Source organism: Porphyromonas sp. COT-290 OH860 (assembly GCF_000768935.1).
Lineage (GTDB): Bacteria > Bacteroidota > Bacteroidia > Bacteroidales > Porphyromonadaceae > Porphyromonas.
On record NZ_JRAR01000031.1, the window covers coordinates 1 to 19,852 of the forward strand.

The following is a 19,852-nucleotide window of genomic DNA, read 5'->3' on the forward strand; positions in this document are numbered from 1 at the left end:
GTGCGGATACCTCGCCAATCAACGCAAGCATTGATTTGGCGGAGAAAGGAGTGCTTCATACGGTCGCGACGAACCTGAGTATATACTTGTAGGAAGCTTGGAGCTGGTTCGGTTGGTTTGGTTGCCATGTCGATACAGTTAATTACATACTAAAGATAGTAATTATAGTTAGAGGCTTGATTATCGAAACTTTAGGTCGAGGTCGGACTCAGAGAGTGTGACGATAATTCGGTCGCCTAGGGGAGTTAGGTTGGGATCCGTTGTGGCAAAAAGCTTCGCCAATAAGTCGTCTACCTCCTTGCGATCTTGGGGGATTGTACTCTGGTGAGCATTCGCTTGAGCCATCAAGATAGCTAAGTGTTCGGTTAGATATTCACTTCCTGCTTGTCCAGTTTCAAGGCAGTCCGAGAGCAGCAGCCTTAGTATTTCTGTTGCTTCATTGACAATACAGCTTGGTGCGGCTGTGATGGTGTATTCGCCTGCCTCAGTTTCTTCGAGGGCAAACCCTAGGGTAGCTAGATCGTCTATAATCTCTTGTGCCAATGTATATTCCTGCTGAGTTAGAGTGAGAGCCTCTGGGAACATAACTTGCTGAACTTCTAGACTCGAGCAGGTGAGATCTTGTGTATACCTCTCGTACAGCACCCGCACTTGTGCTCTGCGGTAGTCTATTAGAGCAAGATTTCGTCTTAGGGAGGTAACGATGTAGCGACCTTTGTAGATGAAGTAGCCTGAGGAGGTAGTCTCTTGGGTTGTACTCATCTCTTTGTGTGTGAATAGTTCCTGTGTGTGGTCACCTTGCGATGTATGTCCTTGGAGTGGAGCTGTAGTACTGGCTTCGAAGCTAGCACTTAGGTCAGCCCAATCAATGTCGTAGGAGTTGGGCTGTGGATTCGGATTGGGAGAAGGTATTGGAGGAACGGAGTTGTTGGGGCCGATGAAAACACGTCGCCCGTAGCTGGTCGCAGTATTAGAGGTATAGTTAGAGCCTGAAGATGTTGGTGGTACTTGATCTTTGCGACCTGTGTAAGTTGGGATCTCAACAATAGACGGATTGTCGAAGTCGATGATGGGGACTGCAGCATGGGCACTGAGAGCCTCACGGACTAAGCTCTTGATCATTTGCCAGATGAACTGCTCATCAACGAAGCGTATCTCTGTTTTAGTCGGATTGATATTGACGTCGATATTCTCCGGTGGGAGCGTGAAGTAGATGAAGTAATTGGGCTGATGACCTACGGGTACGAGATTTTCGTAGGCAAGACTTATAGCCTTGTGGAAGTAGGGGTGCTTCATAAAGCGATTGTTCACGAAGAAGAATTGCTGTGCTCCAGACTTCCTTGCTCCAGCTGGCTTGCCTACATAGCCTTGTATCGTGAGAGTCCTACTCTCATAGTTGATTGGGAGCAGATCTTTCTCTAGTCGTTTGCCCCCGAGCCTAAGGATGCGATCCTTTAGCCCGGAAGCGGGAAGGTCGATACTTAGGTTGCCGTCTTTGTATAGCGACATGGCTACTTGCGGATTGACCAAAGCCACGCGCTCAAACTCCGTAATGATTGCCTTGTGCTCTCTGTCGCTAGACTTGAGGAAGCGTCTGCGAGCGGGCGTGTTGAAGAAAATATCTTTGACCCTAATAGAAGTGCCAGAGGGTGTGACGCAGGGCTGTACGGACTGCACTTGAGAGCCAGAGATAAAGAGCTCTGTCCCTAGGTCGCTATCGGCCGTACGGGTCCGGAGCTCCACTTGGGCGATTGCTGCGATTGCCGCGAGGGCTTCTCCACGGAAGCCCATGGTTATGAGCCGACCGAGGTCGTCGGCGGTACTAATCTTAGAGGTCGCATGCTTCTCAAAAGCCATACGAGCATCAGTAGGGCTCATGCCTCGCCCATTGTCTATCACGTGAATGTAGGCCTTGCCTCCGTCGGCTACTTCTAGTTGTATAGAAGTAGAGCCAGCATCAATAGAGTTCTCTAGCAACTCTTTGACAACATAGGAAGGAGCCGGAGCCACCTCGCCAGCCGCTATTTGGTTGGCAATTGTTTCGGGAAGTAGTCTTATGATGTCACTCATCGCAGGAAGTACCAGAGAACAAAACCTAAACCGAGGAGTACAAGCATGAGCTTAATCATACGCCTAGCACGTTCCTCGGAGTCTATTCCTCTCTGATGTTGGCGCATCAGATGCTCTGTGCCGTGGTGGAAAGCTCCACGTATTCGCTCCTCTCTAGCCTCGCTATGTGTGGCCAGAGGGAGCTCGTCTTGAGTTTCCGTTGTGGCTTCCTCTAGTTCTCCTTCAATTTCTCCGTTGGCAATGAGCTCACGTTTGATGCGCTCGACTCGTTTGTTGAGCTCCTCCTTACGAGGATCCCAGTAGATGGGCTTATGCTCAAATCCTCGGGGGCGTCTTTGCTTGTAAAAGGATTGTATAGCCATGATAGATTCGTCCAGTTTTGAGATTTATCTGTTTGAGCTATGCCCTCATCTTCTTCCTTGGGGCGTAGGACATATTCGTAGGTGGGAGGAGTACCCTGATTGGATTCTTTTTGTTTGGTACGAGCCTCCTCTTGTTGCTTTAGTCGGTCAGCTTCTTTTTGTTCATATTCTTCGTAGGCTCTCAGTGCAGCCTTGGCTCCGCTGAAGCGTTTAAGACTAGCTAGTGTATAGCCTCTACTAGTATCTATAGAAGTCGTGTCCTTGGGTTGAGTGATCACATTTAGTGGCGATTTTGGGCGTCGTTCATCTGCCCAGTCGAATCCTTCAAGGCGATTGACCTCTGCCCCTTGAGCCATAGACATTGGGTAGAGTTTGCCGTGTGCCTCTCCTTGCCAATGTGCCTTTTGGAGTACGCCAGAGTCAAGAAATACTTGCATTTGCTTACTTGTTATTCGATTGAGACCGTTGTACTGGTTGGTCTTATCGTCTTTCATGTAGAAAATCGACTCAACATCACCCGTAACATTAATTTGCTTGAGTGTAGAGTCTACAATGTAGGCCCTGAGGTTGGATCCTCGTAGCTGGTTGTAGTACTCAGGTGCATCGGGCATCTGCTCTATCGAGAATGTGTTACCGATCACATCAACGTAGTCAAACTGTTGGTTTGATAGATGGAATAGGATTGTGTCGCCCGAGAGCTGGCGTGACCCGCTCCACATGATAGGCTTTCGGTAGAACGCTAGTATTGAGTCTATCGATACATAGGTCATAGAGTCAGCCAGAGCTTGCACGTCGGTTTTGTAGATGCGTACATTGTGATAGGCTCTGATAAGTCTGGTCAGAGAGTCTGGCTGCTGATCTATCTCTTCGCTTCTGCGTTGCAGTTGGTTGGCTCTGATACTATCTGGTAGAGGAGTGCTTATAAGCTCTAGGGTATCTGCGCCGATATAGAGGCTATCTTTTTGGGAATAATCCAAAATATAGGATCGAGATGTGGCGAAAGCATAGTTGCGCTTATTCTCAAAGTATCCGTAGTCCCCGTATAGGTTTGCCTTTTGTAGAGTGTCCATAAGTTCCATTTTGCCAAAGGCCTCGCCATACTGGGTGGTGCCGTCGTAGTAGATAGAGTCCCCTGTCATGCTACGACTCCCCGAGCGTACCATTGACCTATCTAGTAGTATGCCCACATCTTCGTTGAGATCATAGACCCCACGCTGCGAAACAATGGTTCCAGAATCTGCTTTGATGAGGGTTTCGCCATCGAAGCGAGCGATGCGAGAGTGCGTATTATAGTAGAGAGTCTGAGTAGTCATTTCTGTACTATCATTGTACAGCCTGACGTCGTTTCTAAACTCAGCATCGTTCGTCGTGGGGTTAAATTGACCGTAAACTGAAGTAAGGGTATTCTGTTGATCCACTACACTGCCCCCTTCATAGTAGTAAGCCATATTGGCAACTCGGTCGTAGTCTAGCACGTCTGTATAGACAGTCGTATTTGGTTTGTCTAGCTTAACGTTTTCTCTGAGCTGGGCTAGCTTCGTCCGCCCATCGTAGTAGAGGTACTTGGCGTATATGTTGATCGTATCGGCCTGTACCATATGGACATTACCGAATGCTTCGAAAGTTTGGTCTGTGTCATTGAGATAGGCGCTATCGCAAGTCATTATTGCATTGCCGTGGCGGAATGACACATCTCCGATGAGCCTCTGTACTCCGGGGCGATACTGAGCGTCGTAAGTCAATAGGTTCGCATGCTCGAGAATGATCTTGGAGGACTGGCCTTTGTTTTTATTGTCGTTGGGTAGCTGATCCCAAGGCAACATAGCATAAGGTTTACTAACCATAGCACTCAAACCAAGATAACCACTGCCGAGAGATAGTACGGCAGTGGCTAGTGCTAGATATTTGGTTTTAGAGCTTGCTTTCATTTATTCCTTTTCGCGTACCCAACCTGGATAACGGAAGGTACAGTCTGCATAGTGGGAGTGGATGACGATTGGGGTTTCTTGCTGCTTGCGTCTGATCCACTCGTCAATGACACGCTCACGCTTCTGAGCCAGAGCCATCGCTTTAATGGTTCGGAAGTCCGTATTCATATTCGCCAAATGCTCTTCGTGTACCGCTTTTAGGCGGATCACCACGACCTCCTGCTGGCCATTGGGAAGCCTTTGGACGAATGGCTTGGAGATCTCTCCTTGCTTTAGTTCGTATGCTACTTTGGCGATGTCCTGTGGCAGGTCTTCGTAGCGGAAACTAGCAGATCCTTCAAACTCGCTTTCCTGATTTCTATTAGTCATCAGTCCACCATTGTTGTGAGTGTCTTTGTCGTCCGAATAGGCTTCTGCGGCTTGTGCAAAGGTAAGCTTGCCTTCGTTGATGTAGTTGCAGATTGAGTCTAGCCGTAGTGTGGCCTCGGTAAGTGCATCGCTATTTGGGATAGGACGCATCAAGATATGTCGGAAGTTGACCATATCTCCGCGCTTCTCTACCAGCTGTACGATATGGTAGCCTTCTTCTGTCTTGATAATTTGGGAGGCACGCTTGGGGTCGCTTAGGTTGAAGACAACATTTGCAAACTCTGGCTCAAGCGAGGCCTTGCCTACGAGGCCATATTCCCCGCCTTGAATGGCAGTGCGGTTATCCTCTGAGTACAGACGCGCTAGCGTAGTGAATTCTTGAGTGCCATTGTTTATTTGCTCTGCATACTCTCTAAGACGAGCCTTGATGCGGTCTATCTCTGCTAGGTTAATCTTGGGTTTGATGCTGATCTTTTCTACCTCTACCATTTTGGGAATGAAGGGGAGGCTGTCTGCAGGGATAATAGAGAAAAACTGCCTGATCTCGGACGGGGACACTTGTACGTTGCGAGTGATATTCTGTTGCATTGCACGTACAATCTCATTATTCCTAATCTGAATACGCTCATCCTCCTTGATTTGGCTGAGCTTCTTGTTGAAGTATTCTTCTAGCTTCTCCTTGGATCCTACCTGAGCGATTGCATTCTCCACCCACATATCTACATAGCGGTTTACTTGTTGCTCGCCTACCTCAATGCTGTCGATCTTAGCTTGATTGAGGAAGAGCTTCTGTACGGCGATTTGCTCAGGTATGAAGCAGTCGGGGTTACCATCGAAACGAACACCTTCACTCCTAAGACGTAGCTTCTGGAACTCGATGTCTGATAGCAGAATGGGTTCTCCACCAACCATCCAAACGACCTCGTCGGCCACATTTTTCTGCGCCTTTAGTTCATAGGGAGGCCACAGCGAGCCTGTAAATATGGTCAGCGTTAGCGCTACTATCTTTTTATTCATTATGTACTATGTCCTAAGAGTTGTTGTTCAACCACTATATCAACGGATAAATCCCTAGCCTTGGTATGTGCGGCTAGTTGGCCATCTCGGAGAGGAACTTGATACGCACGAGGCGAACTTCCTCCTCTGTGTAGTCATCTCCTAGCTCTGCGAGAGCCTCCTCGAGTGAGTCGGTTGTAGACTCCTTGAAGTATTCATAGATATCCTCCATGTGTTCCTCGTCCATCACATCAAGAATGAAGTAGGTGATGTTGATGCGTGTACCAGAGTAAACGATAGCTTCAATCTCCGATAGTAGCACATCAAAATCTAAACCGTGGCTGATGGCAATATCATCTAGGGCGACTTTGCGGTCGATCTGCTGGATGATGGTCACCTTCATCTTGCTCTTGTTGGGGAGGGTGCGTACTCGGAGGTCTTCTGGACGCTCGATGTCGTTGTCCTCTACGTGGCGTTTGATGACGTCGAGGAACTGCTGTCCGTAGCGAGCTGCCTTACCTGCCCCAACGCCTGGTATGTTTTGCAACTCGTCCATCGTGATCGGATAGAATGTCGCCATCGCCTCGAGGGAGATGTCTTGAAAGATCACGTAGGGTGGTACCTGATTTTGCTGTCCCATCTTCTTGCGCAAATCTTTCATGATTGCGAATAGTACTGGGTCTGCTGCACCTCCAGATTCGCCAGCTTGGCCACGTGGCTCGTCGCTCTCGTCTATCTCTTCCGACTCGTCTACGATCACGAAGCTTGTGGGCTTCTTGAGGAACTTCTTGCCCGCAGCCGTGATCTTGAGTAGTCCGTAGGTCTCCACGTCCTTCTCGATGTAGCCCGATACAAGGGCTTGGCGAATTACATTGTTCCATACGGTAGCATCATGTTCCTGACCGATACCGAAGCAGTCGAGGTCCTCATGCTTGAAGGACTCAATGTCCGAGTTGGTTTCTCCTCGCAGGATTTTGATGACGTAGTCTGTGTTGAACTTTTCTTTGAGTGTACCTATGACTTCTAATAGGCTTAATAGCAATTCTCTAGCTTCCACTTTGTTTTTAGGTGCCAAACAATTATCACAACATTCGCAATTTTCGTGTGGATATTTCTCCCCGAAGTAATTGAGTAGTAGTACTCGCCTACAGATACTGGACATGGCATAGTCCGCCGTTTCGCTCAGAAGCTGGCGAGCTATCTCTTGATCTGCTACGGGTTTGCCACGCATCAGCTTGTCCATCTTATCTAGGTCTTCTTGGCAGAAGTAGGCAATGCAATGCCCCTCTCCACCATCTCTGCCGGCACGACCAGTCTCCTGATAGTACCCCTCTAGACTCTTGGGCATATCGTAATGGATAACGTAGCGCACATCTGGCTTGTCGATCCCCATCCCGAAGGCAATAGTCGCTACAATGACATCAATCTCTTCGCTTAGAAAAGCATCCTGATTCTCAGAGCGCTCTTTGGCGTCTAGACCCGCATGATAGGGGCGTGCCTTAATACCATTGGCTTGGAGAACCTGTGCAAATGTAGTAACCTTATTTCGACTCATACAATAGACAATACCACTTTTTTTAGGGTGGGCAAGAATGAACTTGACGATATCTTTGTCTATATCTGCTTGTTTAGGTTTGATCTGGTAAAAGAGATTTTCTCGATTGAAAGAACTTTTGAATATTTCAGCTCCTTCAATCCCTAGGTTTTTGAGGATATCGTGCCCAACTTTTGGTGTGGCAGTAGCGGTTAGGGCAATGATTGGCCTGAGGTTGATTTCGGACACAATGCTACGTATACGGCGATATTCTGGTCGGAAGTCATGTCCCCATTCCGAGATACAGTGTGCCTCGTCTACGGCATAGAACGATACGGCTACCTCTCGCAAAAACTCCACATTCTCTTCCTTAGTCAGTGACTCTGGGGCTACGTAGAGCAGCTTGGTGTGTCCGTTTCTGACATCTTGCTTTACTTCTTCTAGTCGCCCTTTGGTTAGAGAGGAGTTGATGAAGTGTGCCACACGATCATCTCCGCAGAAGCCTCTCATCGCATCAACTTGGTTTTTCATCAATGCGATTAGTGGTGATATTACCACGGCTGTACCATCAAGGAGCATAGCTGGTAACTGGTAGCACAGGCTCTTTCCTCCTCCTGTAGGCATTAGGACGAATGTGTCCTTGCCTGCCATAATGCTCTCTATGATTGCTTCCTGATTGCCCTTAAATTGGTCGAAACCAAAGTATTTCTTTAGGGCTACTCGCAATTCCTTATTAGCTTCTCCTTCCATTGGGATTCGTCGTTTTGGTAATCAATGACAGAGTCGATCGTACGGATATTTGAGAGATACTCGACCGATCGTTTATAGACTTTGTTCGTATTTCTGCTTGGCATATTCTCGATCTATGACAATGCTTGCTCCTGCCTCGGTTGGCATATCAAACATTGTGTCGATCATAATGGCCTCTACGATTGATCTAAGACCACGAGCTCCTAGCTTTTGTTCCATAGTACGCTCTACGATGTAGTTGAGCGCATCTTCCGAGAAGGAGAGCTTAACGCCGTCCATGTCAAAGATCTTCTGATACTGTTTGATGATCGCATTCTTTGGCTCCGTCAGGATCATGCGTAGCGTTTCGGCTCTCAATGGATGCAGGTAGGTAATAACAGGCAGACGGCCGATAATCTCTGGGATCAAACCAAAGCTCTTGAGGTCACGAGCATCAACGTATTTGAGAAGCTCCTCGGCTTCCTTGTGTGCCATCTTTTGCCCGGGACTATTATAGCCTACCACACGAGTATTGAGTCTCTGCGCTATTTTGCGCTCGATACCATCGAAAGCTCCAGCGCAAATGAAGAGGATCTGGGTTGTATCTACAGGGATCATCTTTTGCTCGGGGTGTTTACGCCCTCCCTGTGGTGGCACATTGACTACCGCTCCCTCTAGAAGCTTGAGCATTCCTTGCTGCACTCCTTCGCCACTCACATCACGTGTGATGGAGGGGTTATCTCCCTTGCGAGCTATTTTGTCAATCTCGTCAATGAATACGATCCCTCGCTGAGCAGCCTCTACATCGTAGTCGGCTGCTTGTAGCAGGCGAGTAAGGATATTCTCAATATCCTCTCCCACATAGCCTGCTTGGGTAAGTGTCGTGGCATCTACGATAGCGAATGGCACGTTGAGTAGTTTGGCGATTGTTTTGGCTAGGAGTGTTTTCCCCGTACCAGTAGGGCCAAGCATCAAGATGTTGCTCTTCTCAATCTCGACGTCGTCTGCCTTGCTAGTAGCCTGCTCAAGGCGCTTGTAGTGGTTGTAGACAGCCACCGAGAGATAGCGCTTGGCTTCGTCTTGCCCCACTACATATTTATCTAGATGATCCTTGATCGCCTTGGGTTTGGGTAAGCTAGAGCGATCAAACTGCTCCGTCTGCTGATACTCTCTGAGTGCTTCCTTGAGTGCGGACGAACAGAGGTCAATGCAGTTGGGGCAGATTGAGGCATTCATTCCTCTGAGTAGAGCACCAGCGGGCTGTGGTTCGCCGCAGAAGTCACAGACGAGATTCTTTTTAGCCATTGCTGCGCACCTCCTTGCTAAGTACTCGGTCGATCATGCCGTACTCCAGAGCCTCTGGTGCTGTCATCCAGTAGTCACGATCGCTATCTCTCTCTACATCTTCGAAGGGCTTGCCTGAGTGCTTGGAAATAATCTCGTAGAGCTCTTTTTTGACCTTGAGAATCTCCCTGGCAGCGATCTCGATGTCGCTAGCCTGCCCTTGTATGCCTCCTAGGGGTTGGTGAGTCATGACGCGAGAGTGAGGCAAGGCAAAGCGTTTGCCTTTGCTCCCAGCCACGAGGAGTACAGAAGCCATAGAGGCAGCCATACCCGTACAGATAGTGCTCACGTCCGAGCCGATGTACTGCATCGTGTCGTAGATACCGTAGCCTGCATAGACAGAGCCACCGGGTGAGTTGATATAGATGGAGATATCCTTGCCGGGGTCGCTACTATCTAGGAATAGCAGCTGTGCTTGGATCACATTGGCCGTATAGTCATTGATCTGTGTCCCTAGGAAGATGATTCTGTCCATCATCAGACGAGAGAAGACGTCCATTTGGGCTACATTGAGGTGTCGCTCCTCAATGATTGTTGGTGAGATGTAGCTACTTTGTAGATTCATGTAGCTCTCTAGGGCTAGGGTATTTAATCCCAGATGCCCCGTTGCATATTTCTTAAATTCGTTCATACTATATTCTTGATAATAAGCCCTTGTACCCTCTCGGGGGGCAAGGACTTCAAACAAAGATAATAATAATTTGTCTTCATCTGGCAAATCAAAACTTATAGAACTCGTCCATAGAGATTAATGACATGTGTTAACTAGTTTGTGCAAAGACAAGGGGCTGTGTCGAAATTCAATCTCGACACAGCCCCTTTTAGGTGTTTCAGAATGCCCAAAATGCAAGATGCTAAGACAGAAGCTGACGACGAAGTCCGTGCAGAGCAAATGTCACAAGTAACACAGTAGTCTGCCTATTATGATGGACCTCCGCTTCTGGTCGATGCGGAGTGCTATGCCATAAGTCTTGAGTACTACACCGCCTCTACTTTAGGGTTTGAGTAGCTTGTCTATCTGGAGTGTTTGGTAGGCATAGAAGGCCTTATCCTCAGCTGTGCCTCCAGCTCCTGCGTAGAGAGAGCGAATGCGCTTGAGGTAGGATAGCATCATTGGAGCCGTTATTGCAGAGGGTAGTGTAGGTAGACCGAAGTTGAAGCGAATCGTGTACTCGTTTAGTTGGGTGTCTTGGTGCTGCCAGCACGCATGGCAGGCTGGCATTTCGTTCCCCTCTGTCAGGTCGTTCTCTCCCAGTGATAGTCTGTTTGCTGCGCTAGATTTTGCTTTGAGCCCACTACCGAAAGCTAGTGCCTCTATCGCAGCCGTCTGCATCACCTTGTCTTCTGGGCTCAGCTTCTCTCTCTTGAGTGTGCTGCGGAATAGCTCCTTGTATAGATCCTCCATGTAGGTTGGTAGGGTATAGTAGCGCTTGGCATCGAGTTCTCCGGCCTCGTGTATGCGTGCCAAGACAGTAGGGTCGTAGAGCGCATTGGTGATCATGGCGACACTACGCATAGCACGGCCTCGGTTGTACCCAATCCTATCAGTAAGCTCTCTAGGGTAGAGCCATTGGCCTACAGAGCGAGCTTGTCCCATCAGCCAGCGTAGAGCTCTCTGCTGCTCTGCCTTGCTGATGTAGTTCTTGGGAGCTAGCTCATCGCCTTGGCGTACCTCACGGTAGTCTATACCTCCTATGTATGGGAGTACATGCCCGATGTAGCGGTTGTACTGACTAACTAGAGATTGGTAGAGAGGTCTGATCTCTTTGTACTCCTCTCCTCTTTGGTAGCTCCATTGCTCTAGGTTGGTTAGGGTAATTTTGAGATTGCTGATGCCTAGGTCGCTGGCTTGTATGTGGTCGTTGCCTAGATCCTCGGTTTGATCTGTGGGGTCCACCGTTGCGAATACTTGTTGTGGCCCATAGGTAAACATCGGATTATTGGCCTTCTCCTCAATCCATTTGTTCAGTGTCTGTAGTTCGTCCTCTGGCTTTTGTGCTCCTGCGATTAGGCGATAGCCCCAAGCTATGGCGTAGGCATCGTAGACTCCGATGAGGGGTGGAATCATGCGTACACCACGCTCGTAGTCCCCGGGTTGAGCTACGTAGTTGTTGCGTGCATAGTCCATAATACTTGGGGTAGTGCCATACTTCTGGGTGAAGCTAGGGCTACGCAAGGAGTCGATAGGGAAGGAGTAGCTGGCGCCCATGTTGTGCATTAGCCCGAGTGTATGTCCAATCTCATGAGAGGCCACATAGCGCAGCGACTCACGCATCACTTCATCGTCGAAGGTGAGTTTGCGTACTCTTGGGTCTACGGCCGAGGTCTGTGCAAATCGCCAATCGTGCACGAGGGACACAACGTTGTGGTACCAGATGACATCAGCAGTGAGGATCTCGCCCGAGCGAGGGTCTACGTAGCTTGGTCCCATAGCATTGGGGATAGGAGAGGCTGCATACTTGAAGCAGCTATAGCGCATATCGTCTGGATCGAAGCTCGGATCGTTGGCTGGATAGTCGATAGCCCTAATAGCATCTTTGAATCCCGCATGCTCAAAAGCTTTGTTCCAGTCCTCAATACCCTCGCGGATAGTGCTGCGCCATTTGGGAGGGAATGCTGTATCTACATAAAATGTAATGGGCTTGGCTGGGGTTACTAGCTCTCCAGCCTCATACTTGGCGCGATCCTCCTCTCTGGGCTCGACTCGCCAGCGGTGAATGTAGACAAAGTCTTTGAGCCTATCGTGGCTGGAGGTAAAAAGCTCCTTGCCAGAGGAGAAGAAACCGATACGTTTGTCACCGAGGCGTGGCACCATTGGCTCCTTGGGTAGCTCATAGATAGAGCGGTGTAGCCCTACGGTATAGGATTGTTTGCCTTCTATCATATCGTAGCTTAGACGGCTCTTGATCTCCACATTCTTGGGAAAGGCCTTGACGCTAGAGATACTAGAGCCAGAGGCGTTGAATGCGGCTTTGATGCCACGACTTCCGCCGAACATCTTACTCATCGGGGTTTCCTTTTTGATTGGGCTGAGTAGAGCATCATTGCCAGCGAATAGAGCGGTCACGTCAATAGCTATCTTGTCGCCCTTGATCCCCCCAATCTTGAAGCCCCTGATGATTGGGTTGGTGAAGTTGCGCTCAAATGCAGGCTTGATTGGGTCTTGGTCAGCAACAAGGCTACTTGTCTGCACACTGTGTATGTAGACGCTGTGTTCGTCTTTGGAGAGGCGGATAGCGATTGGTCGGTCGATCATCTGCCCTGCCACATAGTCCTGTGTGTTGCTCGTTTCGGATACTCGGTTAGATAGCCCGTATAGAGGCCCAAAGTTCGCTTCCGAGAGTACCATAATCAGCTTGCCGTCTTTGCGTAGGTACATGTCAAATAGGCCTTCGCTTGGGGTTGCATCTTTGATGAGGTTCTCAAAGGCTTTGGTCTTGTCGTCTTTCGGAGGTGCAGCAGCGACAGCCCCTCTATTAGATCTCTTTTTTTTGATGATAGAGCAGGAGCTAGTAGATAGCCCTACGGACAGAAGGGTCATTCCTGCAATGATGCTAAATTTTTTCATTTTCTTATCTGTGGTTTGCGATGATCGCCTGCTAGGCTACGCAAAGCTAATCAAATTGTTAGTACTACCCTAGACATATTGTTTATTTGACGGGTTATAGAGGTTGCATAGTTCGCTCGAGGGGGAGGCTTAACCACGAGGGAGGCCTACTAAGTACCGCTAGAGTGCTTAACTATGGAGATTTAGATTTTAGACCAGATTTCAGAATGTTGATGGGAATACTCTCTTGAATATGGTACAAAAGGCATAAACCTCGTATTTGCCTCCTAGAAGGCTTCAGATTGCATTCTTTTTCTTTTGGGCACTCAACCCCTATTGGAGTGAAAAAAGATGTCTACCAGTGTCTGTTTTGAGTATGTTGGTAATCAGTTGTTTGTGTTTTATTTTTCGGTGGATTTGTGCATTTTCAGCTCTGGTTTTAGATTTTCTTCCCATCAATCTCCCAAGATTGGTGGACATATCGTCTAGTGTTAGACCTGAAACTGCCCCAAATCAATGGGAAGAAAAAGCAACTCCCACCCGGTAGACCTGCCAAGTATGTGGGGATGCCGTTGTGAAAATTTTACAAATTTGTTTCACTCTCGTGGTACCACCATCGGGTGGCAGTGACAAAAGCTAAGGCTTCGACCAGTCCTATGGATAAGACCTTGTCTTGTTGGTAATAGAATGATCTGCTCTTTGATGCCATACTTCCCTCCCAAGATGCTGTATATCGTCTATTAAATTCACTCTGTGTCCCCTCTCTAAGAAGTTTTTTGAAGAATAGGTATGGTGTATTGTAGGATTTAGTACCTTTGCGACATTGGAGAATTAAATGTGTATTTGGCAATTCACTAAACTATATAAATATGGCAAACCAGAAAGAACGGCTGCTGACCGAATTTGCTCCTATCTCGACTCAGGAGTGGATGGACAAGATCACAGCTGATTTGAAAGGCGCCGACTTCGCCAAGAAGTTGGTGTGGCGTACAAACGAAGGGTTCAATGTTAATCCGTTCTATCGTCGCGAAGACCTTGAGGGGCTCACTACTCCTCACATGATGCCAGCCGAGTATCCCTACGTGCGCTCGACTCGTATGGACAACGACTGGCTCATTCGCCAAGACATCAATGCCTCAGACCTCAAGGCTGCCAATGCCAAGGCTCTAGACGTGCTGGGTAAGGGGATCAATTCTCTTGGCTTCAAACTCAAGAAAGACCAGATCAACGTTGAGTCTTTGCAAGTTCTCCTCAAGGACATCTTGCCCGAGGCTATTGAGCTCAACTTCACTTGCTGTATCTCCGTAGCTGCCAAGCTAGCAGGCGTACTCACAGAGTACTTCGCCACTACGGGAGCAGATGTAGCTCAGTGCAAGGGTTCCATTGCTTTCGATGCATTCAAGAAACAACTCGTGCGTGGTATCTCCAACCCCAATTGGGTGGAGAACTGTAAGACTCTTCTAGAGGCAGCTAAGGGATTGCCTCAGTTCCGTGTGCTTACAGTCAATGCACTTAATCTAAATAATGCTGGTGCCTATATCTATCAGGAGCTAGGGTATGCCCTTTCTTGGGGTGCTGAGCTCCTAGATAAGCTCACGGCTGCTGGCTACTCACTAGAGGAGGTTACTTCTCGCATCAAGTTTGTCTTTGGTGTTGGCTCCAACTACTTCATGGAGCTGGCCAAATTCCGTGCTGCTCGCTGGCTTTGGGCCGAGATCGTAGGTGCCTATGGCGAGGAATACCGTGGCGAGGTAGCCAAGATCCACCAGCAGGCGGTGACCTCTACTTGGAATAAGACAATCTTTGACGCACACGTGAACCTGCTCCGTACGCAAACCGAGGCTATGTCTGCCACGCTTGGTGGTGTAGACTCACTGACAGTACAGCCTTTCGATGTTACCTATCAGGAGTCGGACGACTTCTCCGAGCGTATCGCACGCAACCAACAGCTTCTGCTCAAGGAAGAGTGTCATTTCGACAAAGTAATTGACCCTGCTGCTGGCTCCTACTATGTAGAGTATCTGACCAACTCTATTGCCACTGAGGCGTGGAAGCTATTCCTTGCCGTAGAGGAAGAGGGCGGATTTGCTGCGGCTGTAGAGGCTGGTTCTGTGCAGAAGGCTGTCAATACAAGTAACGACAAGCGCCACGCTGCTGTGGCTGCTCGCAAGGAAATCTTCCTCGGCACGAACCAGTTCCCCAACTTCACAGAGGTGGCTGCTGGTAAGATTAAGATTGAGGAAGAGGGGCCACACACTTGTGGCTGTGGTGAGGCAACGATCGAGAAGCTTAATTTCTCTCGTGGTGCTTCGGACTTCGAAGCTCTTCGTCTAGCTACAGAACGCAGTGGCAAGGAGGTGAAGGTATTCATGCTTACCATCGGTAACCTCGCTATGCGCCTTGCTCGCTCACAGTTCTCTAGTAACTTCTTCGCTTGTGCTGGCTACAAGGTCATCGACAACCTTGGCTTCAAGACCGTACAGGAGGGCGTAGATGCAGGTCTTGCCGCTGGTGCAGACATCATCGTGCTCTGCTCTAGCGACGACGAGTATGCAGAGTTTGCCCCCGAGGCGTTCAAGTATCTCGATGGTCGTGCTCAGTTTGTAGTGGCTGGTGCTCCTGCCTGCACAGACGACCTCAAGGCTATCGGTATCAATAACTTCATCAATGTGAAGAGCAATGTGCTTGAAACGCTCCGTGGCTTTAACCAAGTACTAGGCATTAACTAATAGCAAGCAACAGCAATGAAACCACAGTTTAAGAATATAGATATTAAGTCCGCTGGCTTCGCTAATACCGATGCTGCAGCTTGGGCTAGTAAACAAGATAATACCTCTGTTTGGCGCACAGCCGAGCAGATCCTCGTAAAACCAGTTTATACGGCTAGCGACCTAGAGGGTATGGAGCACCTAGATTATGCTTCTGGTCTGCCCCCCTTCCTCCGTGGTCCATATAGCGGTATGTACGCTATGCGCCCTTGGACGATCCGTCAGTACGCAGGGTTCTCTACGGCAGAGGAGTCTAATGCATTCTACCGCCGTAACCTCGCCGCTGGTCAGAAGGGGCTATCCGTGGCCTTTGACCTTGCCACACACCGTGGCTACGACGCCGACCACGATCGTGTAGTGGGTGACGTAGGTAAGGCTGGTGTATCTATCTGCTCGCTTGAGGATATGAAGGTGCTTTTCGATGGTATTCCATTGAACAAGATGTCTGTGTCTATGACGATGAACGGAGCAGTGCTTCCTGTCATGGCTTTCTACATCAACGCAGGTCTTGAGCAGGGTGCTAAGCTAGAGGAAATGGCTGGTACGATCCAGAATGATATCCTCAAGGAGTTCATGGTGCGTAATACATACATCTACCCACCTGAGTTCTCTATGCGCATCATCGCCGACATCTTCGAGTACACTTCGCAGAATATGCCTAAGTTCAACTCGATCTCTATCTCTGGTTACCACATGCAGGAGGCTGGAGCTACAGCAGACATCGAGATGGCTTATACACTCGCCGACGGTCTAGAGTACCTCAAGGCTGGTATCGCTGCTGGTATCCCCGTAGATAAGTTCGCTCCCCGTCTGTCTTTCTTCTGGGCGATTGGTATGAACCACTTCATGGAGATCGCCAAGATGCGTGCAGCTCGTATGCTCTGGGCTAAGATTGTTAAGCAGTTCAACCCCGAGAGCGACAAGTCTTTGGCTCTGCGTACGCATAGTCAGACCTCTGGTTGGTCCCTCACCGAGCAAGACCCCTTCAATAACGTAGGTCGTACTTGTATCGAGGCCATGGGTGCCGCACTGGGACACACGCAGTCACTGCACACCAACGCTCTTGACGAGGCTATCGCTCTGCCAACTGACTTCTCGGCTCGTATCGCTCGTAATACGCAGATCTACATTCAAGAAGAAACCATGGTATGTAAGGAGATTGACCCATGGGCTGGTTCATACTATGTAGAGAGCCTGACCAACGAGCTGATGCACAAGGCTTGGGCACACATTCAGGAGGTAGAGGAGATGGGTGGTATGGCTAAGGCTATCGAAACGGGTCTACCTAAGATGCGTATCGAGGAAGCCGCAGCTCGTACACAGGCTCGTATCGACTCTCGCCAGCAAGTGATCGTTGGTATCAACAAGTATCGTCTGGAGAAGGAAGATCCTATCGATATCCTCGAGATCGACAACACGGCCGTGCGTTTACAGCAGATCGACCGCCTCACTCAGCTCCGTGGCGAGCGTAACGAAGAAGAAGTGCAGAAGGCACTTGCTGCTATCACACACTGCGTAGAAACTAAGGAAGGTAACCTCCTAGACCTAGCGGTGAAAGCAGCTGCTGTACGTGCTTCACTCGGTGAAATTTCGGACGCCTGCGAAACGATCGTAGGGCGTTATAAAGCAATCATCAGAACTATCTCAGGCGTGTATTCATCAGAATCAGGCGAAGACTCAGACTTCGTACGTGCCAAGGCTCTGGCCGAAAAGTTTGCAGCCAAGGAAGGTCGTCAGCCTCGTATCATGATCGCTAAGATGGGTCAGGACGGACACGACCGTGGTGCTAAGGTGGTAGCGACAGGCTATGCGGACTGTGGCTTCGACGTGGATATGGGACCTCTCTTCCAGACCCCAGAGGAGTCGGCTCGTCAAGCTGTAGAGAACGACGTACACGTGATGGGCGTTTCATCTCTAGCAGCAGGGCACAAGACCCTTATCCCACAGGTGATCGCAGAGCTCAAGAAGCTTGGTCGCCCCGATATCATCGTTACTGCTGGTGGTGTAATCCCTGCACAGGACTATGAGTTCCTCTACAACGCTGGTGTTGCTGCTATCTTCGGTCCCGGTACTCCCGTGGCTTACTCAGCAGCCAAGGTGCTTGAGATCCTACTAGACGAGCCACAATAAGTAGGTTAGTTAAAACTCATCAATACAAGGAGAGCATGTCGAGATTTATCCGTCGGCATGCTCTCTTTGCTTTGATGGTATTATCTTTATCTTTGTGACTATGATGGTTAAACTATATGCAGATGCTCCCAACTACAAGGAGCTGGCAGAGGTCGTGCAGGCTCTGCGAGATGGAGAAGTGATTATCTACCCCACCTGCACGGGCTATGCTTATGCGTGCGATGCTCTACAAGCCAGATCCGTCGAGAAGATTTGTAGCCTCAAGGGCATAGACCCAAAGAAGAAATCTCTGTCTATTATGTTTGCAGGGCTGAGCGACGTGTCGGAGTACTGCAGGCTAAATGATCGTGCTTTTAAGTTCATCAAGGAGCATACGGGCAACTATACGTTTATCCTCCCAGCTGCAAGTTCGCTCCCCAAGATTTATAAGAATAGGAAGGAGGTCGGCGTACGCCTTGCCTCTCATCCAGTCGGGCGATTGATCCTAGAGGAGCTAGGCAATCCTCTTATTGTTAGCTCTCTGCCGCTCTCCGATGACGACGACCCAGAGTACGCATCAGACCCCGAACTAATTCAGGAGCGCTTCGGCGGGCAGATTGGCTGTATCATCGACGGAGGTATTGTGGAGATAGAGCCCTCTACGATTGTAGACTGTACAGAGGAGCCTTTTGAGATAATCCGCTTGGGGTCTGGACGTATAGACGCCGATGAGCCAGCACTCAGTCGTGATTGATAGTTGCTTATAAAGATAGAGGTATGGTGCTTAACTATATTTTTGTTGGCTTCTTTGTTATTGCCTTTGTGATGGCTCTAGGTCATCTGTTCTTGACGGGAGATTTTCTGATCTTTGAGCGGATTATGAAGGCTTGTTTTGACCAGTCCAAAAATGGGTTCGAGATCTCGCTCTACCTCACGGGGGTGCTTTGTCTTTGGTTGGGCTTGCTCAAAATAGCTGAGCGAACTGGGATTATCCAGACTTTGGCCTCTTGGGCTTCACCTCTACTTAGCATCTTATTCCCTTCGGTTCCCAAAAATCACCCAGCCATGGGGAATATCTTCATGAATATCTCGGCCAATATGCTGGGGTTGGATAATGCGGCTACACCTCTAGGGCTCAAAACAATGGAGAGCTTACAGTCGCTCAACCCCTGCAAGGAAGACCCTACCGATGCGATGCTGATGTTCCTTGGACTCAATGCTAGCGGCCTGACGATCATTCCTTCGTCAGTAATTGCCTTTCGAATGCAAGCAGGTGCAGCCAATCCTGCCGATGTTTTTTTGCCTATCCTTATGGCAACTACTGCCTCAACGCTCGTGATAATGCTCTTGATGGCGATGAAGCAGCGCATCAATCTCTGGCGTAGGCCTATGATTATGTTTCTGCTGGTGGTATTGTCCTTGTTTGCCAGTATTGTTTGGCTAGGTGCTCAGCTCCCTCCCGAGGAGTTTAGCCGTATCAGTACGGGCATCTCGTCCATGGTGCTTGTAGGGATTATTTTAGCTTTCGTCTTCGGTGGAGTGCGCAGACGTATCAACGTCTATGAGAGCTTTATCGAGGGAGCAAAGGAAGGCTTTTCTACGGCGGTTGGTATTATTCCCTACCTTATTGCGATGCTTGTAGGGATAGGTGTCTTCCGGGCATCGGGAGCCATGGATCTACTTGCCGAAGGGCTTTTGTCGCTTTTCGAGAGTCTTGGCTGGGATAGTCGATGGGTAGAGGCACTGCCTACGATGCTGATGAAACCACTTAGTGGCAGTGGAGCTAGAGGGCTCATGGTCGATGCCATGCAGACACATGGGGCAGATAGCTTCGTCGGTCGCTTGGCTTGCACAGTACAAGGTGCGAGTGATACGACTTTCTATATTATAGCGCTCTATTTCGGAGCTATTGGTATTAGGCGTACAGCCTATGCCTTACCATATTCATTGCTTGCAGACCTCGCCGGAGCAGTGACCGCTACTCTCGTAACTTATCTATTCTTTGCCTAGCTTTTACATAGCTTTTGTGAAACTAATAGCCTTCTTGATCAATTGAGAGGCCGTGGAGATATGGACATTTGTCGTGCTTTCCCTCC

Annotated in this window: 11 protein-coding genes; 4 read left to right on the plus strand and 7 right to left on the minus strand. The window is 49.1% G+C overall.

The genetic code is table 11. The features are described from left to right. Window positions 1-180 precede the first annotated feature (180 nt). The 7 genes from mutL to HQ41_RS03175 all read right to left on the minus strand — a co-directional run bounded on the left by mutL (window position 181) and on the right by HQ41_RS03175 (window position 12,900). Window positions 181-2,070 (minus strand): DNA mismatch repair endonuclease MutL, encoded by a 1,890-nt coding sequence (mutL, locus tag HQ41_RS03145; RefSeq protein ID WP_044187816.1) that lies wholly within the window; start codon window positions 2,068-2,070, stop codon window positions 181-183. 211 nt (window positions 2,071-2,281) lie between these two features. Beyond that, entirely contained in the window at window positions 2,282-4,360 is a 2,079-nt protein-coding gene (locus tag HQ41_RS03150; RefSeq protein WP_081964737.1) for an OstA-like protein, read from the minus strand. Further along, the gene (locus tag HQ41_RS03155; protein WP_044187818.1) at window positions 4,361-5,746 is read right to left on the minus strand and encodes a peptidylprolyl isomerase; all 1,386 of its coding nucleotides are present in this window, start codon (window positions 5,744-5,746) and stop codon (window positions 4,361-4,363) included. 73 nt (window positions 5,747-5,819) lie between these two features. Beyond that, complete coding sequence (recQ, locus tag HQ41_RS03160) at window positions 5,820-8,009, minus strand: DNA helicase RecQ (protein WP_044187821.1); 2,190 nt, start codon at window positions 8,007-8,009, stop codon at window positions 5,820-5,822. A 72-nt stretch (window positions 8,010-8,081) separates the two neighbouring features. Beyond that, window positions 8,082-9,293 (minus strand): ATP-dependent Clp protease ATP-binding subunit ClpX, encoded by a 1,212-nt coding sequence (gene clpX, locus HQ41_RS03165; protein WP_044187822.1) that lies wholly within the window; start codon window positions 9,291-9,293, stop codon window positions 8,082-8,084. Beyond that, window positions 9,286-9,963 carry an ATP-dependent Clp endopeptidase proteolytic subunit ClpP gene (clpP, locus tag HQ41_RS03170; protein ID WP_044187825.1) on the minus strand — a complete coding sequence of 226 codons (678 nt, stop codon included), beginning with the start codon at window positions 9,961-9,963 and terminating at the stop codon, window positions 9,286-9,288. The genes clpX and clpP overlap by 8 nt, the downstream gene beginning before the upstream one ends. Window positions 9,964-10,326: 363 nt before the next feature. Beyond that, entirely contained in the window at window positions 10,327-12,900 is a 2,574-nt protein-coding gene (locus HQ41_RS03175) for a zinc-dependent metalloprotease (protein ID WP_044187829.1), read from the minus strand. A gap of 848 nt (window positions 12,901-13,748) precedes the next feature. Between HQ41_RS03175 and mutA the strand changes: the two genes are divergently transcribed. From mutA to HQ41_RS03195, 4 genes are all read left to right on the plus strand, one after another. Then, window positions 13,749-15,608 (plus strand): methylmalonyl-CoA mutase small subunit, encoded by a 1,860-nt coding sequence (gene mutA, locus HQ41_RS03180; RefSeq protein ID WP_044187832.1) that lies wholly within the window; start codon window positions 13,749-13,751, stop codon window positions 15,606-15,608. A 15-nt stretch (window positions 15,609-15,623) separates the two neighbouring features. Next, entirely contained in the window at window positions 15,624-17,777 is a 2,154-nt protein-coding gene (gene scpA, locus HQ41_RS03185) for a methylmalonyl-CoA mutase (protein ID WP_044187835.1), read from the plus strand. Window positions 17,778-17,877: 100 nt separating this feature from the next. Then, complete coding sequence (locus tag HQ41_RS03190) at window positions 17,878-18,510, plus strand: L-threonylcarbamoyladenylate synthase (protein ID WP_044187838.1); 633 nt, start codon at window positions 17,878-17,880, stop codon at window positions 18,508-18,510. Between the two features lie 23 nt (window positions 18,511-18,533). Beyond that, entirely contained in the window at window positions 18,534-19,766 is a 1,233-nt protein-coding gene (locus HQ41_RS03195) for a nucleoside recognition domain-containing protein (protein WP_044187884.1), read from the plus strand. The last annotated feature ends 86 nt before the right edge of the window (window positions 19,767-19,852 follow it).

Excerpts from the sequence above, each read along its gene's own strand:
- mutL (WP_044187816.1), bottom strand. The coding sequence starts at position 2,070 with ATGAGTGACATCATAAGACTACTTCCCGAAACAATTGCCAACCAAATA.
- HQ41_RS03150 (WP_081964737.1), bottom strand. The coding sequence starts at position 4,360 with ATGAAAGCAAGCTCTAAAACCAAATATCTAGCACTAGCCACTGCCGTA.
- HQ41_RS03155 (WP_044187818.1), bottom strand. The coding sequence starts at position 5,746 with ATGAATAAAAAGATAGTAGCGCTAACGCTGACCATATTTACAGGCTCG.
- recQ (WP_044187821.1), bottom strand. The coding sequence starts at position 8,009 with ATGGAAGGAGAAGCTAATAAGGAATTGCGAGTAGCCCTAAAGAAATAC.
- clpX (WP_044187822.1), bottom strand. The coding sequence starts at position 9,293 with ATGGCTAAAAAGAATCTCGTCTGTGACTTCTGCGGCGAACCACAGCCC.
- clpP (WP_044187825.1), bottom strand. The coding sequence starts at position 9,963 with ATGAACGAATTTAAGAAATATGCAACGGGGCATCTGGGATTAAATACC.
- HQ41_RS03175 (WP_044187829.1), bottom strand. The coding sequence starts at position 12,900 with ATGAAAAAATTTAGCATCATTGCAGGAATGACCCTTCTGTCCGTAGGG.
- mutA (WP_044187832.1), top strand. The coding sequence starts at position 13,749 with ATGGCAAACCAGAAAGAACGGCTGCTGACCGAATTTGCTCCTATCTCG.
- scpA (WP_044187835.1), top strand. The coding sequence starts at position 15,624 with ATGAAACCACAGTTTAAGAATATAGATATTAAGTCCGCTGGCTTCGCT.
- HQ41_RS03190 (WP_044187838.1), top strand. The coding sequence starts at position 17,878 with ATGATGGTTAAACTATATGCAGATGCTCCCAACTACAAGGAGCTGGCA.
- HQ41_RS03195 (WP_044187884.1), top strand. The coding sequence starts at position 18,534 with ATGGTGCTTAACTATATTTTTGTTGGCTTCTTTGTTATTGCCTTTGTG.